Origin of the sequence: Oceanihabitans sp. 2_MG-2023 (genome assembly GCF_030547245.1) — a bacterium.
Taxonomy (GTDB): Bacteria; Bacteroidota; Bacteroidia; order Flavobacteriales; family Flavobacteriaceae; genus Oceanihabitans.
The window spans coordinates 76,492-95,043 of sequence record NZ_JAUOQT010000003.1 but is presented as its reverse complement, the minus strand read 5'-3'; the positions used below and the strand labels follow the sequence as shown (position 1 = coordinate 95,043).

The following is an 18,552-nucleotide window of genomic DNA, read 5'->3' as shown; positions in this document are numbered from 1 at the left end:
TATATTCTGTAATGGAAAACTTAAAATTAAATAATAAAAACCTTTCTGAGATTTCAGAAAGAATTGCTGTACCAAAATACAATAGAGAAACGATTAAAACGGGTATTGTACATGTTGGTATTGGCGGATTTCATAGAGCGCATGAAGCCTTCTATACAGACCAATTGTTGCAAAATGAAGCTGTAAAAGATTGGGGGATTTGTGGTGTGGCTTTATTAGATTTTGACACTAAAATATACAACACTTTAAAGGAACAAGATGGCTTGTATACTTTAATTGTTAAAGAATTAGATGGTACACATACCAAACGTGTTATTGGTGCTATAACAGAATGTCTGTTTGCTCCAGAAAATCCATTAAAAGTCATTGAAAAAATGGCTAGCCCAGAGGTTAAAATTATCACTTTAACCATTACAGAAGGTGGTTATAATTATAATGAAGCGACTAAAAAATTCGATTTTGCAAACCCGTTAATTATTCACGATTTAGAAAATCCAAACATACCAAAAACCATATTTGGTTACCTAACACAAGCTTTAAAATTAAGACAAGAACAAGGATTAAAAGGAATTACTATTCAATCTTGCGATAATATTCAAGGTAATGGTCACATGACACAAAATATGCTATTAAGCTACGTGTCTAAAGCAGAGCCAGAATTGGTAGGTTGGATTAACGAAAACGTTTCTTTTCCAAATGCAATGGTAGACAGAATTACACCTGTAACTGCAGCAGAGGATATTAAACATCTAAAAGAAACGTCTGGTATTGATGATGCTTGGCCAGTAGTTTGTGAGCCTTTTAAACAATGGGTTATTGAAGATCATTTTATTGCAGGAAGACCAGCTTGGGAAAAAGTAGGAGCACAGTTTGTTGCAGATGTTGTGCCTTATGAAAAAATGAAGCTAAGTTTATTAAATGCAGGACATTCCGTATTAGGGATTTTAGGTGCATTAATGGGGTATAACACTATTGACGAAGCAGTTAATAATCCAAATATTAGAGTCTTTTTAAAGCATTATATGAATGAAGAAGTGACACCAACTTTAGGAGATTTAGAAGGTGTTGATTTAGATGCCTATAAAAAATCGTTGTTGGAGCGCTTCGGAAATATAAATATTAAAGATCAAATTGATCGTATCTGTTCCGAAACTTCTGCAAAATTTCCAATTTTTATTCTACCAACGATTCAAACCCAATTAGAAAAAAATAATTCAATTCAATTGGCTGCATTTGTAACAGCTGCTTGGGCTATTTATAGTTTAGGTGCTAATGAAGATGGTGAAGTTTTAAACATAAAAGATGCTCTTAAACAGGAGTTAAACGAAAAAGCTAAAGAAGCAAAACAAAATCCGATTGCCTTTTTAGAATTGGAGTCGGTTTTTGGAGCTTTAAAACAGAATACTGTGTTTACTGAAGTATTTGTAAAAGCGTATCAAGATATTACAAATAAGAACATTGAAGATAATTTAAAAAGTATTAATAGTGCTTATTAAAAAGTAATTAGTATGAAAAATATAGTTTGTTTTGGAGAGGTATTATGGGATGTTTTTCCTTCGAATAAAAAAATGGGAGGAGCTCCTTTAAATGTTGCTCTACGTTTACAATCTTTAGAAAATAATGTCTCAATTATTACTCGAATTGGAAAAGATTCTGAAGGAAAATTAATTGAATCTTATAGTATAAGTCAAGGTATTAATACAGAAAATTTGCAAATAGATGAGACGCTTAAAACTGGAGAAGTTCAAGTAAGCTTAGATAATGATGGCGTTGCAACTTACGAAATTAAACATCCTAGAGCATGGGATAATATTCAGTATACTAAAACCGCTGAAGAAGCTACAATACAAGCAGATGCTTTTATTTATGGAAGTTTAGTAACTAGAGATATTATATCAGAAAAAACCTTATATAAGCTTTTAAAATTAGCAAAACATAAAATTTTTGATGTTAATCTTAGAGCTCCTTTTTATACTACTGAAATCTTAAAATTTTTGATGCAAGAAGCTGATTTTATTAAATTTAATGATGATGAAATCTATGAAATTTGCCAAAGTCTAAAGTTTGATTCTAATGTTATAGAAGAAAACATAAAATTCATAGCAGAACAAACAAACACAACATCTATTTGTGTTACTAAAGGTAGTAAAGGTGCTGTTTTATATTATAATGATACATTTTATAATAATGAAGGCTATACAATTAAAGTGGTGGATACCGTAGGTGCTGGCGACTCGTTTTTAGCTACACTAATAAATAAACTATTAGATAAAGATAATCCGCAAGAAGCAATAGATTATGCTTGTGCAGTTGGTGCTTTAGTAGCAGGAAGTGAAGGAGCAAATCCAAAAATAAGTAACGAACAAATCACAAAGTTTATTAACCCTAAAAATATCTTTTGTGACCAATAATTGATTAATAGCAACTCAATTATGCAAAGCTTTATGATTTTTTTCATAAAGCTTTTTTCGTTTAAATAAATACCCCTTATTAAATAGGTAGAGTTCTTTTTCATTAACCGATGCAAAAAACTGTAAATTAGATATCTATTTTATTAAAACAACAAAAATAGTCTCCAATATTATAAATGTAATAAAATTGTAAACGATCAATAAATGTTTAGCTAAAAGTTAGTATATATTAATATAATCTTACTATTTTAGAGAATGTAATTCACATTTACTAAAATATAAGATTTGAAAAAAACCAAAACACTTCCGCTATTTTCAACTTACGATTTAGATTCTAGATTTTATGACGAGCTTTTTAATAAGAATGAAGAAATTAGAAGCATTTATAAAACCTTATTTGAAATCTTTGGAAAATACTCTGTAAATGAGTTCGATCGTCTAAATAAACAAGCAAAAGATTCCTTTTTTAATTTAGGGATTACTTTTCAGGTATATGGAGAAAAAGAGGTGAAAGAACAAATATTTCCTTTCGATTTATTTCCAAGAATTATTAATAATAAAGAATGGTGTACTATTGAGAAAGGAGTATTACAAAGAAGTAAAGCTTTAAACCTTTTTCTTTGGGATTTATATCATGACCAAAAAATAATAAAACAAGGAATTGTTCCTATAGATTTAATTAAATCTTCTATTAATTTTTTACCTCAAATGATAGGTTTAGATCCTCCTGGAGGAATTTACAACCATATTTCAGGTACCGATTTAATCAAACATTCGGATGGGAATTATTATGTATTAGAAGATAATATTAGATGTCCTTCTGGTGTGAGTTATGTAGTTGGTAATAGAAATGCAGTTAAACATGCATTATTTGGTGTTTTTAATCAATACAATACGCATACGGTTGTAGATTATGGAGCTAGATTATTAGAAACTATAGAGTCTGTAAAACCAAATGGAGTAGATGCTCCTGTTTGTGTTATTATTACTCCTGGAGTTTATAATTCGGCATATTATGAGCATTCTTTTCTTGCAAAACAAATGGGAGTTGTTTTAGTAGAAGGTAGAGACTTATTTGTTGAAAATGGTTTTGTATACATGCGAACTATTTACGGACCAGAAAAAGTAGATGTTATTTACAGACGAGTAGATGATTTGTTTATAGATCCTCTGGTCTTTAAAAAGGATTCCCTTTTAGGTGTTCCTGGTTTGTTTTCAGTATATCAAAAAGGAAATGTAACTTTAGTAAATGCTCCGGGAACTGGTGTTGCAGATGACAAAGCTGTATATACTTACATGCCAGAAATTATTAAATATTATTTAGATGAAGAACCTATTTTAAGTAATGTACATACCTATCATTGCAGTAGAAAAGACGAACTAAAATACGTTATAGAAAACATTGATAAATTGGTAATTAAACCAGTCGACGAATCTGGAGGTTATGGTATTTCTATTGGAAATAAGCTTACAAAAGAAGAGATAGAAAAAGTTAAAAAGACCATTTTAGCTGAACCTAGAAAATACATAGCACAGCCAATTATGTCCTTATCTACTCATCCAACGTATATCGATGAAAATGAATCTTTTGAATCTAGACATGTAGATTTAAGAACGTTTACACTATTAGGTAAAGATGTCGATTTTGTGTTAAAAGGAGGTTTAACAAGAGTAGCACTTAAAAAAGGAAATTTAGTAGTAAACTCATCTCAAGGTGGCGGATCAAAAGACACTTGGGTTTTAAAAAAATAAAGAATATATGTTAGCAAGAGTAGCCAATAACCTTTTTTGGATGGGACGATATATTGAGCGTTCAGAACACTTAGCAAGGTTTTTAAGCGTCAATTATTTTTCGTCATTAGATGCACCAGACGAATTATCACAATCTAGACAATTTGTTTTACGATCTGTAATGTATATGTCTGCAAACGAAATTATTGATGCAGACATTACATTAGAAGAAGAAGCTGTTTTATTTAATGTTGGTTTAAATCAAGAAAAACCGTACTCTATATTAAGTACATTTATAAATGCACACGAAAATGCCAGAAGTTCTAGAGATCTAATTTCAACAGAATTATTTGAATGTATTAATAGAATTAACCATACTATTAAAGCATATCCTATAGAACAATTTGTAAAAAGTGGCTTGTATGATTTTACAACAATTGTTACACAATCTACATCAGAAGCAAGAAGTAAAATAAAAAGCACACTTTTACATGACGAAGTATATGCTATTATTATGTTAGGTGTAAATTTAGAAAGAGCAATTCAAGTATCTAGAATTATAAACTCTAAAATGAGTGATGTTGCAGCTTCTAAAGAATTGAATGGCGACTCCACAGAAGGAAGTTACCAATGGTCCACACTTTTAAAATGTGTCTCTACTTACGATATGATGCGTCGTTATTATAAAAAAACACCATCTAGAGAAACTACTTTAGAGTTTATAATATTAAACGAAAAATGTCCAAGATCCATTAAAAATTGTCTATCTCAAATATATAAGTATATCTGTATTATTTCTAAAAACAAAGAAATAGCCAATGATTCTGCAGCATTTTTAATAGGTAAAATGAAAGCGGAATTTGAATACAAACTAATTTCAGATATTAATGATAATTTAGAAGAATTTATTGCTGATTTAATTGAAAAATTAGTTTTAATCGCAGTAAAATTAGAGGATAATTACTTCAATATTACGGATACAGTAGCGGTGGCCAAAGAGGAGGAAAAGGCAGAAGTTAAAGTTGAAGAAAAAAAAGATACTAAAAAAGAGACTCAAAATCAAACACAATAAGTAAATACTAGTTTTGCGATTGCGATTGCGAAAGACTGTTGGATGTATTTGGTAATTCCTGAGATACGGAAGGTCTTAAATCTACAGCAACACTCATTTCATTTTTTCCCATACTATAAATTACACCTTTTAACGGTGGTACATCATAATAATCTCTTCCGTGTGCAACAACAATATGTTGGTTTTTTGGGATTTGATTGTTCGTTGGATCAAAATCTACCCATCCATAGGTTGGTATATAAACCGAAAACCATGCATGAGAGGCATCTGTTCCTATTAATTTTTCTTTTCCTTCTGGTGCAATAGTTTCAATATAACCACTAACATATCTTGCTGGTAAACCCATAGCACGAACACAGGCAATTGCAATTTGCGCAAAATCTTGACAAACACCTTTTTTTTCTTTCATAACTTCATGAAGTGGTGTTGCAATATTTGTAAAGCCTGGAACAAAATCAAAATCGGTAAAAATTCGTTGCATTAATTCGTATGAAGCTTCATATAAAGAACGATTAGGTGTAAAAGAAAGTGCTGCATAGGCTTTAATTTCTTCACTATTATTAGATATAAGTGGCGACGCTAATACAAATTGGCGTACATTAATAATTTCAGAATCTGTTTTTTTTAGATGCTTTAAACTTGCTTCTATAGTTACTTTTTTTCCTTCTAAAAATTTTGCTTCATCTATTTGTAATGCGTAATCTCTAGATACTTTACTGTGTGCAATTACAAGGAGTTCGTCATGATTTTGCTGAATAGAAAAACGAGTTACAGCATTTCCAAAAAAATCTAGTCTTTCTGTTACATCTGTTGGGGTAGGACTTATTTCTAATCGATACTCTAAAAGGGTTTGTCCAGGAAAATTTTTCGGTTTTAAAGTTGTTAGATTATGGCAAAAAGATGCGCCATTTTCGTAAGAGTATTTTGTTTTATGCCAAAGATCAAAAACCATATTAATTAGAGATGTTTCTATTCACCAACTGTTTTTGTGGTTGTGAATGATTAAAATAAGTGTCTGAAATAGATAAAGAGGTAATATGTAATAAATTGCTTAAATCGGAAAGCATGTCATCAAGGTTTTTTCGCATATTAGATGCTGGATCAATATGTAACATTTCTTGTAAATTTAAGCATTCAATTTTAGAAATAACCGCATCAATATTTTCTTGACAAATCGTCTTTTCTTTATTCTTATTTGTATTTGGTAATTTATTAATATCCTTTTTTAAACGTCGCATTCTATACGTTAAAGATCTAGAATATTCGGTATCTAAGATCAATAGGTTTACTACGTTTTCAATGCTTAAATACGATTTGTAGCTATATCGGTAAATATTTAAGCTTTCATGGCTATTTAATAAAGATTCTAAAACTTCATAGGTTAGTTCTTCATTATGATTTACAATAAGTAAAGCTCTAAATTTTTCAATAGACATGGCGCTAATTTCTAATTCTAAACCAATAAAGTAGAGTAGTAGCCCTTGTCTTACTAAAATACTTTCTTCTGTTAGTGCCATAAAAGCAATAAGCCTTGTAATGATTTTATCGAAAAAAGTAGTTAGTGAATATATAGAATGTGTTTCTTCTTTTTTTAATTTTTTAACATGTTTTTGAATACCATCAAAAACACGCCACATATCTTTAGACCATAAATTACGTAAGGAAAAATAAGAATTATTAAAGCTTTGCATAGATTGTGCAAAACTTCCTATTCTGGTTTCATCTAAAATGAGGCTTTCTATTTCTTTTAACGGATTTTTTAAAGCTTCTTCTTCATTTTCGCCAGTAAAACCTGGAAATGTAGATGTGATTTTAGTAATAGATTTAAATAGATTTTTTAAGTTTTCAGAATCCGATTTCCTACTATTATATTGTACTTGTGCCATTTGATTTAATACCATACGTAAATATCTAGCAGTAACTAAAGTTCTTCCTAAATAACGTCCAGACCAAAATAAATTTTCGGCAGTATTACTTGGTACATCATTAATGTCTATAGATGGAGTAGCATTTGTTTTATTCCAAGAATAATTTTGTAAGTTGGGTTGCGGATTGTCATTAATAACCCAAAAATCTTTACTCGTTCCACCACGTTGATTAGAAACAAATAATTCTTCTCTTTCTGCAGCTACACGAACTAATCCTCCAGGCATGACGCTATAACCATTTTTTTTTGCGATAGAAAAAGTACGGCATAATATTTTACGAGGTTCTAATTTATCATCTACAAAATTGGGAGCTGTAGAAAAAGAAATTTTTTCTTGAGCAACAAATTTATAAGGGTTTTCAATGATTTCTTTTTTAAGTGCTTCTAGTGCTTTTTTATCCAAAAATTCACAGAAGTATATATGCTCTCTATGCGACCTATCGATTCTTTTTACAACAAAAGAAGGTAAATCTGCTAACACGTGTTTTCTCTCTTTTTCTTGTCCGCACCACCAAGATGCAATTTGCGGTAAGATTAATTCTTCATCTAAAAAATACTTGCAAATATTTTCCATAAATGGAACTAATGCAGGATTTTCTAATACACCACTACCTATAGGGTTTACAATGGCAACATTTTGTAAGCGTACGACTTCTAATAAGCCAGCAACACCTAAATACGAATCTTCTCGTAACTCTAAAGGATCAACAAAACTATCATCAATTCTTCTTAAAATAACATCCACTTGTTTTAATCCTTTTAAAGATTTTAACCAAACTTTGCCATTTCTTACTACTAAATCATTTCCTTTTACAAGTGGATATCCTAGAAAAGAGGATAAATAAGAATGTTCAAAATAGGTTTCGTTATGCGGTCCTGGGGTTAAAATAACCACCATAGGATTTTCAGTATTTGTAGGTGCTGCATTTAATAATAGCTCGTTAAAGTCATTAAAAAATTGCGAAGGTTGCTCTACATGAATATCGGTATATAATTCTGGTATAACTTTACTGGTTGAAAATCGGTTTTCTAATGCATAACCCATTCCTGAAGGTGCTTGTGTTCTATCGTTTACAACCCACATTTGTCCATCAGGTCCTCTCGCTAAATCTGCCGCGTAAATTAAGAGTTGTTTAGTGTTTTTATATTGAATTTGATCACAAGAACGTAAAAAGCCACTATGTGCATAAATAACTTCAGGAGGTAAAATTCCATTTTTAAAGAGCTCTCTTTTTCCGTATAAATCTTTTAAAATAAGGTTTAGAATCTCAGACCTTTGCTGTATTCCTTTTTCAACTAGATCCCATTCTTTTTTGTGAATAATATACGGTACAATATTTAAATCCCAAGGTCTATTTAACCCTTTTGGGTCATTATAAACATTATAAGTAACCCCGTTTTCTGCTAGAAGCCAATTAATTTCTTCTTGTTTTAGAGCAAGTTTTTTAACACCAATTTTATTTAAATTTTGAGACATTTTTTTCCAATTGTCTTTAATGCTCAATTTAGAAGAGAGCAATTCATCATAACTAGGTGTTTCTGAAAAATATTTTTCAAATAATGTTTTTGTTTTTGTAATCATATAGGAAACAATGGTACTTTTTATTTTTTACGTAAATCTAACGTGTAAGGAAATTCAAAATTAATTGGTAATTCCTTATAAGAGAATTTTTTAGAACTCCCTTTTTCTTCTACATTTCTTGTTACATCCTCTGAGTCTGGATGGATTTCTTCTACTGGATCAATTTCGCCTTGTGTATGGCCAAACTCCCAAAAACGATTAATTCGTCTCGATTCTGCTTCATAACTATTTACAGGATATGCATCATAAGATCTTCCTCCAGGATGTGCTACAAAATAAGTACAACCACCAATAGAACGCTTATTCCAGGTATCTACAATATCAAAAACTAAAGGCGTATCTACAGGAATAGTTGGGTGTAAAGCAGAATATGGATCCCAAGCTTTATAACGAATTCCTGCAACATATTCGCCTTTTACTCCGGTACTTTGCAATTGTACTTTTACACCATTACAGGTTAATACAAATCTTTCTTCGGTAAAGTTAGCAACTTTTACTTGTAGTCTTTCTAATGAAGAATCAACATATCTTGCCGTTCCGCCACCAGTCATTTCTTCTCCTAAAACATTCCAAGGCTCTATTCCTGCTCGTAATTCTAAATGAATATTGTTAATTTCAACCATGCCGTGTAACGGAAATCTAAATTCAAAAAACGGATTAAACCAATCTTCTTCAAATTTATAACCAGCTCTATTTAATTGCGAAACAATATCTTTTATATCTTCTCTTACATAATGTTCTATTAAAAATTTATCATGTAATTCGGTTCCCCAACGTACTAAATTATGTTCGTATGGTTTTTTCCAGAACCAAGAAACTAAGGTTCTAACCAATAACATTTGCACCAAACTCATTTTAGGATGTGGTGGCATATCAAAACCACGAAGTTCTAAAATACCTAATCTTCCTGTTGAAGAATCTGGTGAATATAATTTATCGATACAAAACTCTGCTCTGTGTGTATTTCCTGTTAAATCGGTTAAAAGGTGTCTAAAAAGTCTATCTGTTAACCAAAAAGGAACTTCGCCATCTTTAGGAATTTGACTAAAGGCAATTTCTAATTCATATAAGTTTTCTAAACGAGCTTCGTCTATTCTAGGAGCTTGACTAGTAGGGCCAACAAAAGAACCCGAAAATAAATAAGTTAATCCTGGATGGTGTTGCCAAAAGGTTAATAAACTTCGCAACAAGCTTGGTTTACGTAATAAAGGACTATCTGCGGGACTAGTTCCTCCTAAAGTAACATGATTTCCGCCACCGGTTCCTGTATGTTTTCCGTCTAGCATAAATTTTTCGGTACCTAATCTAGACAGTTTTGCTTGCTCGTAAAAAGTAAAAGTATTGTTACATAAGTCTTTCCAATTAGTAACAGGTTGTACATTTACTTCTATAACTCCAGGATCTGGAGTGATTTTTAACGATTCTAATCTGTTGTCTTTTGGAGGATCGTAACCTTCCATAATAACAGGTACGTTTAGTTCTTTTGCTGTAAACTCGATGGCAGCAATTAAATCTAAAAAGTTTTCAGCAGATTCTAAAGGTGGTAAAAACAAATACAATTTACCTTCTCTTATTTCTGCACATAAAGCAGTTCTAACAAAATAATTAGGTTGGTTAGTGTCTACTCCGAAGTCTAAAAATTCTTGATATCTTTTCTTTACAATATTTCTAAAACTAGGGAAGCGTTTCTTTTTAGAAAACAAATCTGGTTCGTATACAGGAAAAACTTCATGTTCTGGTTTTTCCATCAATGCATTTAGCGGTAATCTTAATCCCATAGGAGAATTTCCTGGAGTTAAGAATAAATGTTGTCTTCTAAATGTCCATGCACTAGTAAACCATTTTCCTTGCGTATAATTTAAAGGTAGTAAATGACCTATAGGAGTAGAGGTTCCGTTTTCTAGTATCTCTTTCAGCTTATTTTTTACTAAAGCATTGTCTTTATCTTTAGTAGGATCTATGTCTATTGGTAAGTTTCCTTGTTCCCATAAAAAGTAGAAAGCATCTTCAAAACCAGGAATTATATGTTGCGAAGAAACACCTAAATATTTCGTTAAGGTTTCTAGAAACAGTTTATCTGTATTGGCAGGTACCACAAAATCATCGGCAAATGTGGCTAAGTATTTTTTATTAAACCAAATGGGTCTACCATCTTTACGCCAACAAATTTCTATTTGCCATCTAGGTAAAGGTTCGCCAGGATACCATTTTCCTTGTGCATGATGTAGAACAGCACCATTACCAAACTTGTCATAAAGTCTTTGCGATAAATCTTTTGCAAGTTTTTGTTTGTGCGGACCATCGGCAGCTGTATTCCATTCTGGAGATTCTAAATCATCAATAGAAATAAAAGTAGGTTCACCACCCATGGTTAAACGAACATCATTTTTTTGAAGTTGTTTTTCTACTTTATTTCCTAGTTTATCAATAGCTTTCCATTGTTCTTCGGTATATGGCTTTGTAACTCTTGGCGATTCGAAAATACGTTTAACAGAATTTTCAAAAAAGAATTCGGTTTCACACACATCGGTCATACCAGAAACAGGAGCAGCACTTTCAAAGGAAGGCGTACAAGCAAGAGGTATGTGTCCTTCGCCAGCTAATAAACCAGAAGTAGCATCAAAACCAATCCAACCAGCACCTGGTAAATATACTTCTGCCCATGCATGTAAGTCGGTAAAATCTTCTTCAGGACCAGAAGGACCATCTAGGGATTTTTCATCCGATTTTAGTTGTACTAAATATCCAGAAACAAATCGTGCACCAAAACCTAAGTGACGTAAGGTTTGCACAAATAGCCATGCATAATCTCTACAGGAACCATTTTTTTGTGATAATGTTTCTTCGCAGGTTTGTACACCAGGATCCATACGAATATTATAATTTAAATATTCGTAGATTTTTTGATTAATATCAATTAAAAAATAAATGGTTTTTCTTGGTGTATAATCTAATGTTTTAATAAACGCTTTTAAAAGTTCCCCATTATCGGTTACCTCCAAATAAGGTTGTAATTCCTTTTTAATTATATCGGTATATGTAAATGGAAATTCCTCTGCATATTCTTCAATAAAAAAATCAAAAGGATTGATGGTTTTTAAATCTGCTATAATTTCTACATCTACAGAAAGCTCATCTGTTTTATCTGGAAAAACCAAGCGTGCTACATAATTTCCAAAAGGATCTTGTTGCCAATTAAAAAACTGATTTTCTGGAGTTATTTTAATAGAATAAGATTCTATTGGAGTTCTCGAATGCGGAGCAGGCCTTAGTCTAAAAATATGTGGAGATAAAGATACTTTTCGATCATATTTATAGGTTGTCTTGTGGGAAATTACAATTTTTAAAGCCATAGGTTAATTATAAGAAATCAGTAATTAAATGTGATTTATAAAGCTACTGAAAATAAATGCAAATTTAAGTAATTTTATATGCTAAAAACATATAATCTTAAATAAAGAGATAAGTAATAATAATCTATAATTTGGTTTAATTTTTAAGGAATTAAAAATTTATGTGGCTTTATAAAATAGAATTGCCATTTTTGGATAAATAATGAATTGTATCTTATTCTTTTTTATAGAATTTCTTTCTTTTGAAAATGTAAAAAACACTATTTTGTATCGTAATTAATAGAAAATTATAAAATTATAAAATTGGAATATAAAAAAGGTTGTCCAAATTCGACAACCTTGTTTTACAAAATTAAAATATACATTAGTTTAAATTTTGTAATAATTTTTCAGCAACTAATTCGGAGGATGCTGGATTTTGGCCAGTTATTAAATTACCATCTTGAATAGCATATGCAGCCCAATCTTCTTTTTTAGAATAGATTGCTCCATTTTGATTTAACATATCTTCCACTAGAAATGGTACAACGTCTGTTAAACCAACAGCAGCTTCTTCAGAATTAGTAAAACCTGTTACTTTTTTGCCTTTTACTAAAGGAGTTCCATCTATATTTTTAACATTTTTTAAAGCAGCAGGAGCATGGCATACAAATGCAATTGGTTTTTCTTGCTCGTTAAATTTTTCAATTATAGCAATAGACGTTTTATCTATCGCTAAATCCCATAATGGTCCATGACCACCAGGATAGAATACAGCATCAAAGTCGTCTGTATTTATATCGATTAATTTATTAGTATTTGCAATTTTATTTTGTGCGGTTTCATCTACATTAAAACGTTCGGTATATTCGGTAGCTGCATCGGGAGTATTACTTTTTGGGTCTATTGGAGCAGCTCCTCCTTTAGGTGTAGCAATTGTGATATTAGCACCTTTATCTAGCAAAGCATAATATGGGCTTGCAAATTCTTCTATCCAGAAACCTGTTTTTTCTTCTGTGTTTCCTAGTTTATCGTGAGAGGTTAATACAAATAATATTTTCATTTTTTTTTCTTTTTTTAATGCTTTTTTTGCTTCCGAAACGTTTTCGGAAAGAGTTTCGTTTTTGGAATCTTTACAACTTGAAGCAGTAATGATAGTTAGTGTAACGGCTATTGTTTTTAATATTTTCATCTTAATTTAATATGCCATTTTTATTATTTTCTCCACTTTCTCTGGAGTTAATGTTTGATGTTCTCCCAAAGCTGTCCAACCACGGTCTGTAAATCGTTTTGAGATTTTTTCAGCAGTACCTTCATATTCTTTAGTATAGTTGGATAATTTAGTGTCGATTCCTAATTCGTGGAAAAAAGCTTCTGTTTTCGCTATAGCTTCATATGCTTTATCTTCCGTATTACCTTCAGTAATATTCCAAATGCGTTCTCCGTATTGTGCTAATTTTTCTTTTTTAGATTCAAAATTAAACTTGTAATGGCTTGGAGCAATTACAGCTAAGGTACGTGCGTGATCGATTCCGAATAAAGCAGTTAACTCGTGGCCCATTGCATGAACTGCCCAATCTGTTGGTACTCCTTTTTGAATTAATCCGTTTAAAGCCATCGTACAACTCCACATAAAATTAGAAGCAGCTTGATAATCGGTTGGATCTTTTAAAACGGATGGTGCAACTTCTACTAAAGTTTGTAATATACTTTCGGCAAAACGATCTTGTAATAATGCTCCAATTGGATAGGTCATGTATTGCTCTAAAACGTGTGTAAAAGCATCTGTTAAGCCATTTGCTAATTGACGTCTAGGAATAGAAGTAATTACTTGTGGGTCTAAAATGGAAAACTCTGGGAATAATCCAGGACCACCCATTGCAAGTTTTTCTTTAGTTTCTGCCCTTGTAATTACAGCACCAGAATTCATTTCAGATCCAGTAGCTGGTAAAGTTAAAACGGTTCCAAAAGGCATGCCTTTATTGGTTCTTATATTTTTTGTTAAAATATCCCATGGTGTATCTCCATTGTATACTGCAGCTGCAGATAAAAATTTAGTGCCATCGATAACAGAACCTCCACCAACAGCTAGTAAATAGTTGATGTTTTGGTCTTTAATAACTTTTAAAGCTTCCATTAAGGTTGCATATTCTGGATTTGCTGGGATGCCTCCAAATTCAATAACATTTACATTAGTTAAAGCAGTTTTTACTTGGTCGTAAATTCCGTTTTTCTTTATACTTCCACCTCCATATAGCAACAATACTTTAGCATCTTGAGGGATTTCTGTTTTTAATTTTTCTATGGTATTCTTTCCAAAAATAATTTTGGTAGGATTTTTAAATTCAAAATTGTTCATCTTCTTTTTCTTTTTTTAATTTTTAATATGTTTTAAAGTGTTATTTATTCAATAACAGTAACTAAATCTGTCATTGGTTTTCTAACCTTTACTAAGTTTACTAACCAATCTTCACTTTCTTGCCTGTAACCAATAGGTAACAAAACAGTGCTTCTTAAGCCTTTTTCACGTAATCCTAAAATTTTATCTACAGCAGCAGGATCGAATCCTTCTATAGGAGTGGCATCTACACCTTCGAAAGCAGCAGCAATAATTGCATGAGCAAAAGAGATGTATGCTTGTTTGGCAGCATGATTAAAGTTTTCTTCTTTTTCTTTTTGTGGATATGCCTTTAATAACATTTGGCGATAGTTTTCCCAACCTTCATTTTTAAAGCCTCGAATTTCGTTAGTTAAATCGAACATATAGTTAATTCGGTCTTCGGTATAATGATCCCAAGCTGCAAAGACGAGTAGGTGAGAGCAGTCTGTAATTACCGATTGGTTCCATGCAACAGGTTTAATTTTTTCTTTTATTTGTTGGTTTTTTATTACAAATATTTCAAAAGGTTGCAAACCACTAGACGTTGGAGCAAGTCGAGCAGCCTCTAAAATTCTTTCTATTTTTTCTTCAGTAACTTTTTTACCATTCATTGCTTTTGCAGCATATCTCCAATTTAATTTGTTTAATAATTCCATTTTATTTTTTTGTTCTAGTTTTATGTTTTTAGTATATCCGTTTTAGTTGAACTAAATAGCTGTTTTTTTATGTTAGGAATGTACTTTTATACTGTTCCAAGCAGATTGATAAGCTTCTTCTAAATGTGTTTTATTTAATTGAAAATCTCCACGTTTTTGAGTAATCATTAAAAAAGACAAAGGATTAATGGAGTAAGCATATAATAAATAATCCGATAAAGGTTTAATAACACCTTCGTTTTTACCACGAGACCAAAGATCAAGTAAAGGTTGTAAATGTTTGATACCTTCTTTTCTACTCGGCTCATCAATCATTGGTGTATTGTCACATTGTGCTAAAAACATTGCGTTTTCACATTCTTTAAGTTTAAAATCTGCAATACGTTTCCATATTAATTTAAAACCATCTTCTATAGACATGTTTTTATTGTAAGTTGCAAATGCATATTTAGTATATGCAGCTTTTACTTCTATATATGTCTGATTTACTAAGTCTTGTTTATTTTCAAAATATAGATAGATAGTAGCAGGTGAAACATTAGCCATCTTAGCTATTTTACTCATAGGTGTAGCATGAAAACCATTATTGTTTACTAACTCAATAGTTGCTTTTATTAATGCATTTTTCTTATCAATACTTTTTTGAAGTTTTGCCATGTTCTAATTATCAGACTACAAAGGTATATAAAAAAATGAATGTTCATTCTTTTTTAACAAAAACTTATAATTAATAGATTCCTGCATAATATAAGACAAGGTAGCTAAGCTTGCTTGTAAGTGGAAATATTTTAAAAATATTTAATTCTATTATCTGTTACTTTATTTTCAGAAATAAAAACCATAAAAAGATAAAAAGACATAACATTACAGATAACAATTAAAACAGTAAAGGTTTTATTATAAAGAAAAAGCTCGTTAATAGAAGACAAGCAAACTTGAAAAAAAGTAAATATTCCTGAGGTTAATAAGATAATTGCATTACTGTATTTATCTTTTATATAAATCATCGTAAATGTTAGGGTATAAATCATCAAGCATAAAACACATAATAGAGTGATAAAAAGCATGTTTTTAGGAATGAAATCGAATATCAATTCTAGAACAGCAAAAATAGTGTAACTAAATATAAAAATCCCTAACAATACCGAAATGGAGCGTATAGATTTTAAATTTACTTTATTTAAATAGGATTTAATAATTAACGTAAATAAAATTAAATAAACAGAGGTCGCTAAAACAATCCAAAAATAGTAGTCTATAAAATTGTAGAAAGATAAAACGTTAGAAATTAGACCAAAAAATATAGAAAAAACAAAAAAAAGATTTACTTTTTCCTTTACAACACTAATATATTTTAAAAGTATAGAAATAAAAACAAAAGGAACTACATAAATTAAATCCCTTTTGTTTGATGAAATACCTACAGCTACTGAAGCGAAGAATGAGATATAAAATAAGACATCAAATAAAGTATTTTGTTTAAAAAAAGCCAATCGATTTAAAAATTTTTTAACCATTAAAAACGTCTATTTATAATACAATTACACTATAAATATAATTAATTAGTTTCGAAAAAGTATTTAGATTGATTCTATAATTAAGAGGACTATGTCGAAAACTTCAAGTTGATATGTTAATAAGCATACTAATATTTTGAGGAGTTGCTTATTTAAAATAATCAGGTACTTATACTTATAATCAATTCTTAATTAATAACTATATTTAAAAAGACTAAACTTATATTATTTAATGACGAACGAAAATATACACAACAACAATTTTAAACCCTTTGAAAACATTGGACTTTGCTTTAGTGGAGGTGGTTATCGTGCAACTTTTTTTGCTTTAGGAGTATTATCTTATTTAGATCAGATTAGGTATAAAGATACATCGTTATTACAATCTGTTAAAGCATTAAGTACAGTAAGTGGAGGTACACTTGCAGGAGTTGGTTTTGCTAAAGCTGTACAAAGTAAAGATTATAATTTTAAAGATTTTTTTAAAAATTTCTATACAACCTTTACGCCAAAAAATGATAAACTTTTAAAAACGGCAATATCGAAATTAGAAGATGATTCTGTTTGGAAAACAAATGAGTATAAAAATAGATCTCTAATTAATGCATTTGCTTTAACTTATGCAGAAATGCCTTTGTTTGAAGGCGCTTTCGAACAATTTAAAGGCAATAAAATAAAACAATTAGAACAAGTTTGTTTTAATGCTACCGATTTTTCATTTGGGTTAACCTATCGATTTCAAAACAAAGGGTATTTTGGTAATAATCCATTATATAAAAATAACCAAAAAGAAATGAATGCTTTAAGAGATGAAATAATCTTAGGCGATGTTATTGCTTCTTCTTCTTGTTTTCCTGTAGGGTTTGAGCCTCTTATTTTTCCAGATGATTATTTTGATAATCATAAAAGTCCAGCATACAAAAACTTAAAAGAATTAGATGACTTTATTAATGGTGTAGGTATTATGGATGGTGGCATTGCAGACAATCAGGGTATTGGTAGCATGATGCTTATTAATGAAAGAATGGAAAGAGCAAAAAAAGGTTTAGATCTAATTATTGTTAACGATGTAGGAAGTTATAAAATGAAACCTTGGCAACAAGACACTACCAAAATTGAGAAAAGTTCGACATTAAAACGTGCCATTAATAAAATACTACAATACTTTACTATAAAGCCTTTGTACTGGATAATATTTATTATAGGATCACTAATCTTACTTTTAAACAATATGCAAGTTTTTGGTAAACAAGCATATACAGGCTTGTATATTTTGGGTGGAGTGCTTTTTGGTATTGGTTTATTATTAACCATTTTTGGTTTGGTAGCTTCTATACTTAAAGCATCCGTTTTATCTAAACTAAAAGGAATGTTTAAAAAAAATGTTCCAGCACCTTTAATAGATGACATATTATCCTTTAAGAAACTAGAAATTAGTTTAATACAAGTAATGCTAACCAACAGGTTATCCTCTGCTTTAACCATGATAAATGATGTTTTTTTAAAACAAATGCGACGTATAAATTACGATTTGTTTTATTCTAAAAGTGAATTGAAAAATAAAAGAATTACTGCTACTGTGTATAAATTGAATGGAAAAAAATCAACATATAACAATGGTACAGGATATAATAAAGATATAAAACCAGCACCAAGTAAAAATTTAGAGAATGTTTGTTTAACAGCTTCAGAAACACCAACAACTTTGTGGTGGGACAAAAAGGATATTGCAAAAAACCGAATGGAAATCCTAATCGCTTGTGGGCAATTTACAGTATGTTATGAACTAATGGATTACATTTTAAAGCTAAAAGCAGATCCAGATAATAAAATAGCAGACTTTACCGAAATCGATGCTTTATATCAAGCACTAGAAAACGATTGGAATACATTTAATAAACAGCCTTTATGGTTGGTAGATGATTTAAAAAGTTGAGTATTACT

The 18,552-nt window shown here is 30.5% G+C and carries 13 protein-coding genes; 5 read left to right on the top strand and 8 right to left on the bottom strand.

Translation table 11 applies throughout. From position 1 onward, the window contains the following. Nucleotides 1-11: 11 nt before the first annotated feature. From Q4512_RS07040 to Q4512_RS07025, 4 genes are all read left to right on the top strand, one after another. Nucleotides 12-1,496 (top strand): mannitol dehydrogenase family protein, encoded by a 1,485-nt coding sequence (locus Q4512_RS07040; protein WP_303423373.1) that lies wholly within the window; start codon nt 12-14, stop codon nt 1,494-1,496. Nucleotides 1,497-1,508: 12 nt separating this feature from the next. After that, nucleotides 1,509-2,411, top strand: a complete 903-nt coding sequence (locus Q4512_RS07035) for a carbohydrate kinase (protein ID WP_303423371.1) — start codon at nt 1,509-1,511, stop codon at nt 2,409-2,411. A 285-nt stretch (nt 2,412-2,696) separates the two neighbouring features. Then, the gene (locus Q4512_RS07030) at nt 2,697-4,163 is read left to right on the top strand and encodes a circularly permuted type 2 ATP-grasp protein (RefSeq protein ID WP_303423369.1); all 1,467 of its coding nucleotides are present in this window, start codon (nt 2,697-2,699) and stop codon (nt 4,161-4,163) included. Between the two features lie 7 nt (nt 4,164-4,170). Further along, entirely contained in the window at nt 4,171-5,214 is a 1,044-nt protein-coding gene (locus Q4512_RS07025) for an alpha-E domain-containing protein (protein ID WP_303423367.1), read from the top strand. A 7-nt stretch (nt 5,215-5,221) separates the two neighbouring features. Here Q4512_RS07025 and Q4512_RS07020 read toward each other — a convergent pair whose 3' ends face one another. The 8 genes from Q4512_RS07020 to Q4512_RS06985 form a co-directional block, all read right to left on the bottom strand. Further along, entirely contained in the window at nt 5,222-6,166 is a 945-nt protein-coding gene (locus Q4512_RS07020; RefSeq protein WP_303423365.1) for a transglutaminase family protein, read from the bottom strand. Nucleotide 6,167: 1 nt separating this feature from the next. Then, nucleotides 6,168-8,723 (bottom strand): circularly permuted type 2 ATP-grasp protein, encoded by a 2,556-nt coding sequence (locus tag Q4512_RS07015; protein ID WP_303423363.1) that lies wholly within the window; start codon nt 8,721-8,723, stop codon nt 6,168-6,170. Between the two features lie 20 nt (nt 8,724-8,743). Further along, nucleotides 8,744-12,076, bottom strand: coding sequence for a DUF2126 domain-containing protein (locus tag Q4512_RS07010; protein ID WP_303423361.1), 3,333 nt, complete (start codon nt 12,074-12,076; stop codon nt 8,744-8,746). Nucleotides 12,077-12,440: 364 nt separating this feature from the next. Then, nucleotides 12,441-13,247 (bottom strand): type 1 glutamine amidotransferase domain-containing protein, encoded by an 807-nt coding sequence (locus tag Q4512_RS07005; protein WP_303423359.1) that lies wholly within the window; start codon nt 13,245-13,247, stop codon nt 12,441-12,443. A 6-nt stretch (nt 13,248-13,253) separates the two neighbouring features. Then, nucleotides 13,254-14,414: an iron-containing alcohol dehydrogenase gene (locus tag Q4512_RS07000; protein ID WP_303423357.1), complete on the bottom strand. Its 1,161-nt coding sequence runs from the start codon at nt 14,412-14,414 to the stop codon at nt 13,254-13,256. A gap of 44 nt (nt 14,415-14,458) precedes the next feature. Beyond that, on the bottom strand, nt 14,459-15,091 hold the full coding sequence (locus tag Q4512_RS06995) for a nitroreductase family protein (protein ID WP_303423355.1): 633 nt from the start codon (nt 15,089-15,091) through the stop codon (nt 14,459-14,461). A 72-nt stretch (nt 15,092-15,163) separates the two neighbouring features. Continuing rightward, the gene (locus tag Q4512_RS06990; RefSeq protein WP_303423353.1) at nt 15,164-15,748 is read right to left on the bottom strand and encodes a TetR/AcrR family transcriptional regulator; all 585 of its coding nucleotides are present in this window, start codon (nt 15,746-15,748) and stop codon (nt 15,164-15,166) included. Nucleotides 15,749-15,879: 131 nt separating this feature from the next. Then, nucleotides 15,880-16,098: a hypothetical protein gene (locus tag Q4512_RS06985; protein WP_303423351.1), complete on the bottom strand. Its 219-nt coding sequence runs from the start codon at nt 16,096-16,098 to the stop codon at nt 15,880-15,882. 742 nt (nt 16,099-16,840) lie between these two features. Between Q4512_RS06985 and Q4512_RS06980 the strand changes: the two genes are divergently transcribed. Then, nucleotides 16,841-18,544, top strand: a complete 1,704-nt coding sequence (locus tag Q4512_RS06980; protein WP_303423349.1) for a patatin-like phospholipase family protein — start codon at nt 16,841-16,843, stop codon at nt 18,542-18,544. Nucleotides 18,545-18,552 lie beyond the last annotated feature (8 nt).

Bases quoted from the DNA above. Each gene is read 5' to 3' on its own strand.
- Q4512_RS07000 (WP_303423357.1), bottom strand. From the start codon at position 14,414: ATGAACAATTTTGAATTTAAAAATCCTACCAAAATTATTTTTGGAAAG.
- Q4512_RS07025 (WP_303423367.1), top strand. From the start codon at position 4,171: ATGTTAGCAAGAGTAGCCAATAACCTTTTTTGGATGGGACGATATATT.
- Q4512_RS07035 (WP_303423371.1), top strand. From the start codon at position 1,509: ATGAAAAATATAGTTTGTTTTGGAGAGGTATTATGGGATGTTTTTCCT.
- Q4512_RS07020 (WP_303423365.1), bottom strand. From the start codon at position 6,166: ATGGTTTTTGATCTTTGGCATAAAACAAAATACTCTTACGAAAATGGC.
- Q4512_RS06995 (WP_303423355.1), bottom strand. From the start codon at position 15,091: ATGGAATTATTAAACAAATTAAATTGGAGATATGCTGCAAAAGCAATG.
- Q4512_RS06990 (WP_303423353.1), bottom strand. From the start codon at position 15,748: ATGGCAAAACTTCAAAAAAGTATTGATAAGAAAAATGCATTAATAAAA.
- Q4512_RS07040 (WP_303423373.1), top strand. From the start codon at position 12: ATGGAAAACTTAAAATTAAATAATAAAAACCTTTCTGAGATTTCAGAA.
- Q4512_RS07015 (WP_303423363.1), bottom strand. From the start codon at position 8,723: ATGATTACAAAAACAAAAACATTATTTGAAAAATATTTTTCAGAAACA.
- Q4512_RS06980 (WP_303423349.1), top strand. From the start codon at position 16,841: ATGACGAACGAAAATATACACAACAACAATTTTAAACCCTTTGAAAAC.
- Q4512_RS07010 (WP_303423361.1), bottom strand. From the start codon at position 12,076: ATGGCTTTAAAAATTGTAATTTCCCACAAGACAACCTATAAATATGAT.
- Q4512_RS07005 (WP_303423359.1), bottom strand. From the start codon at position 13,247: ATGAAAATATTAAAAACAATAGCCGTTACACTAACTATCATTACTGCT.
- Q4512_RS06985 (WP_303423351.1), bottom strand. From the start codon at position 16,098: ATGATTTATATAAAAGATAAATACAGTAATGCAATTATCTTATTAACC.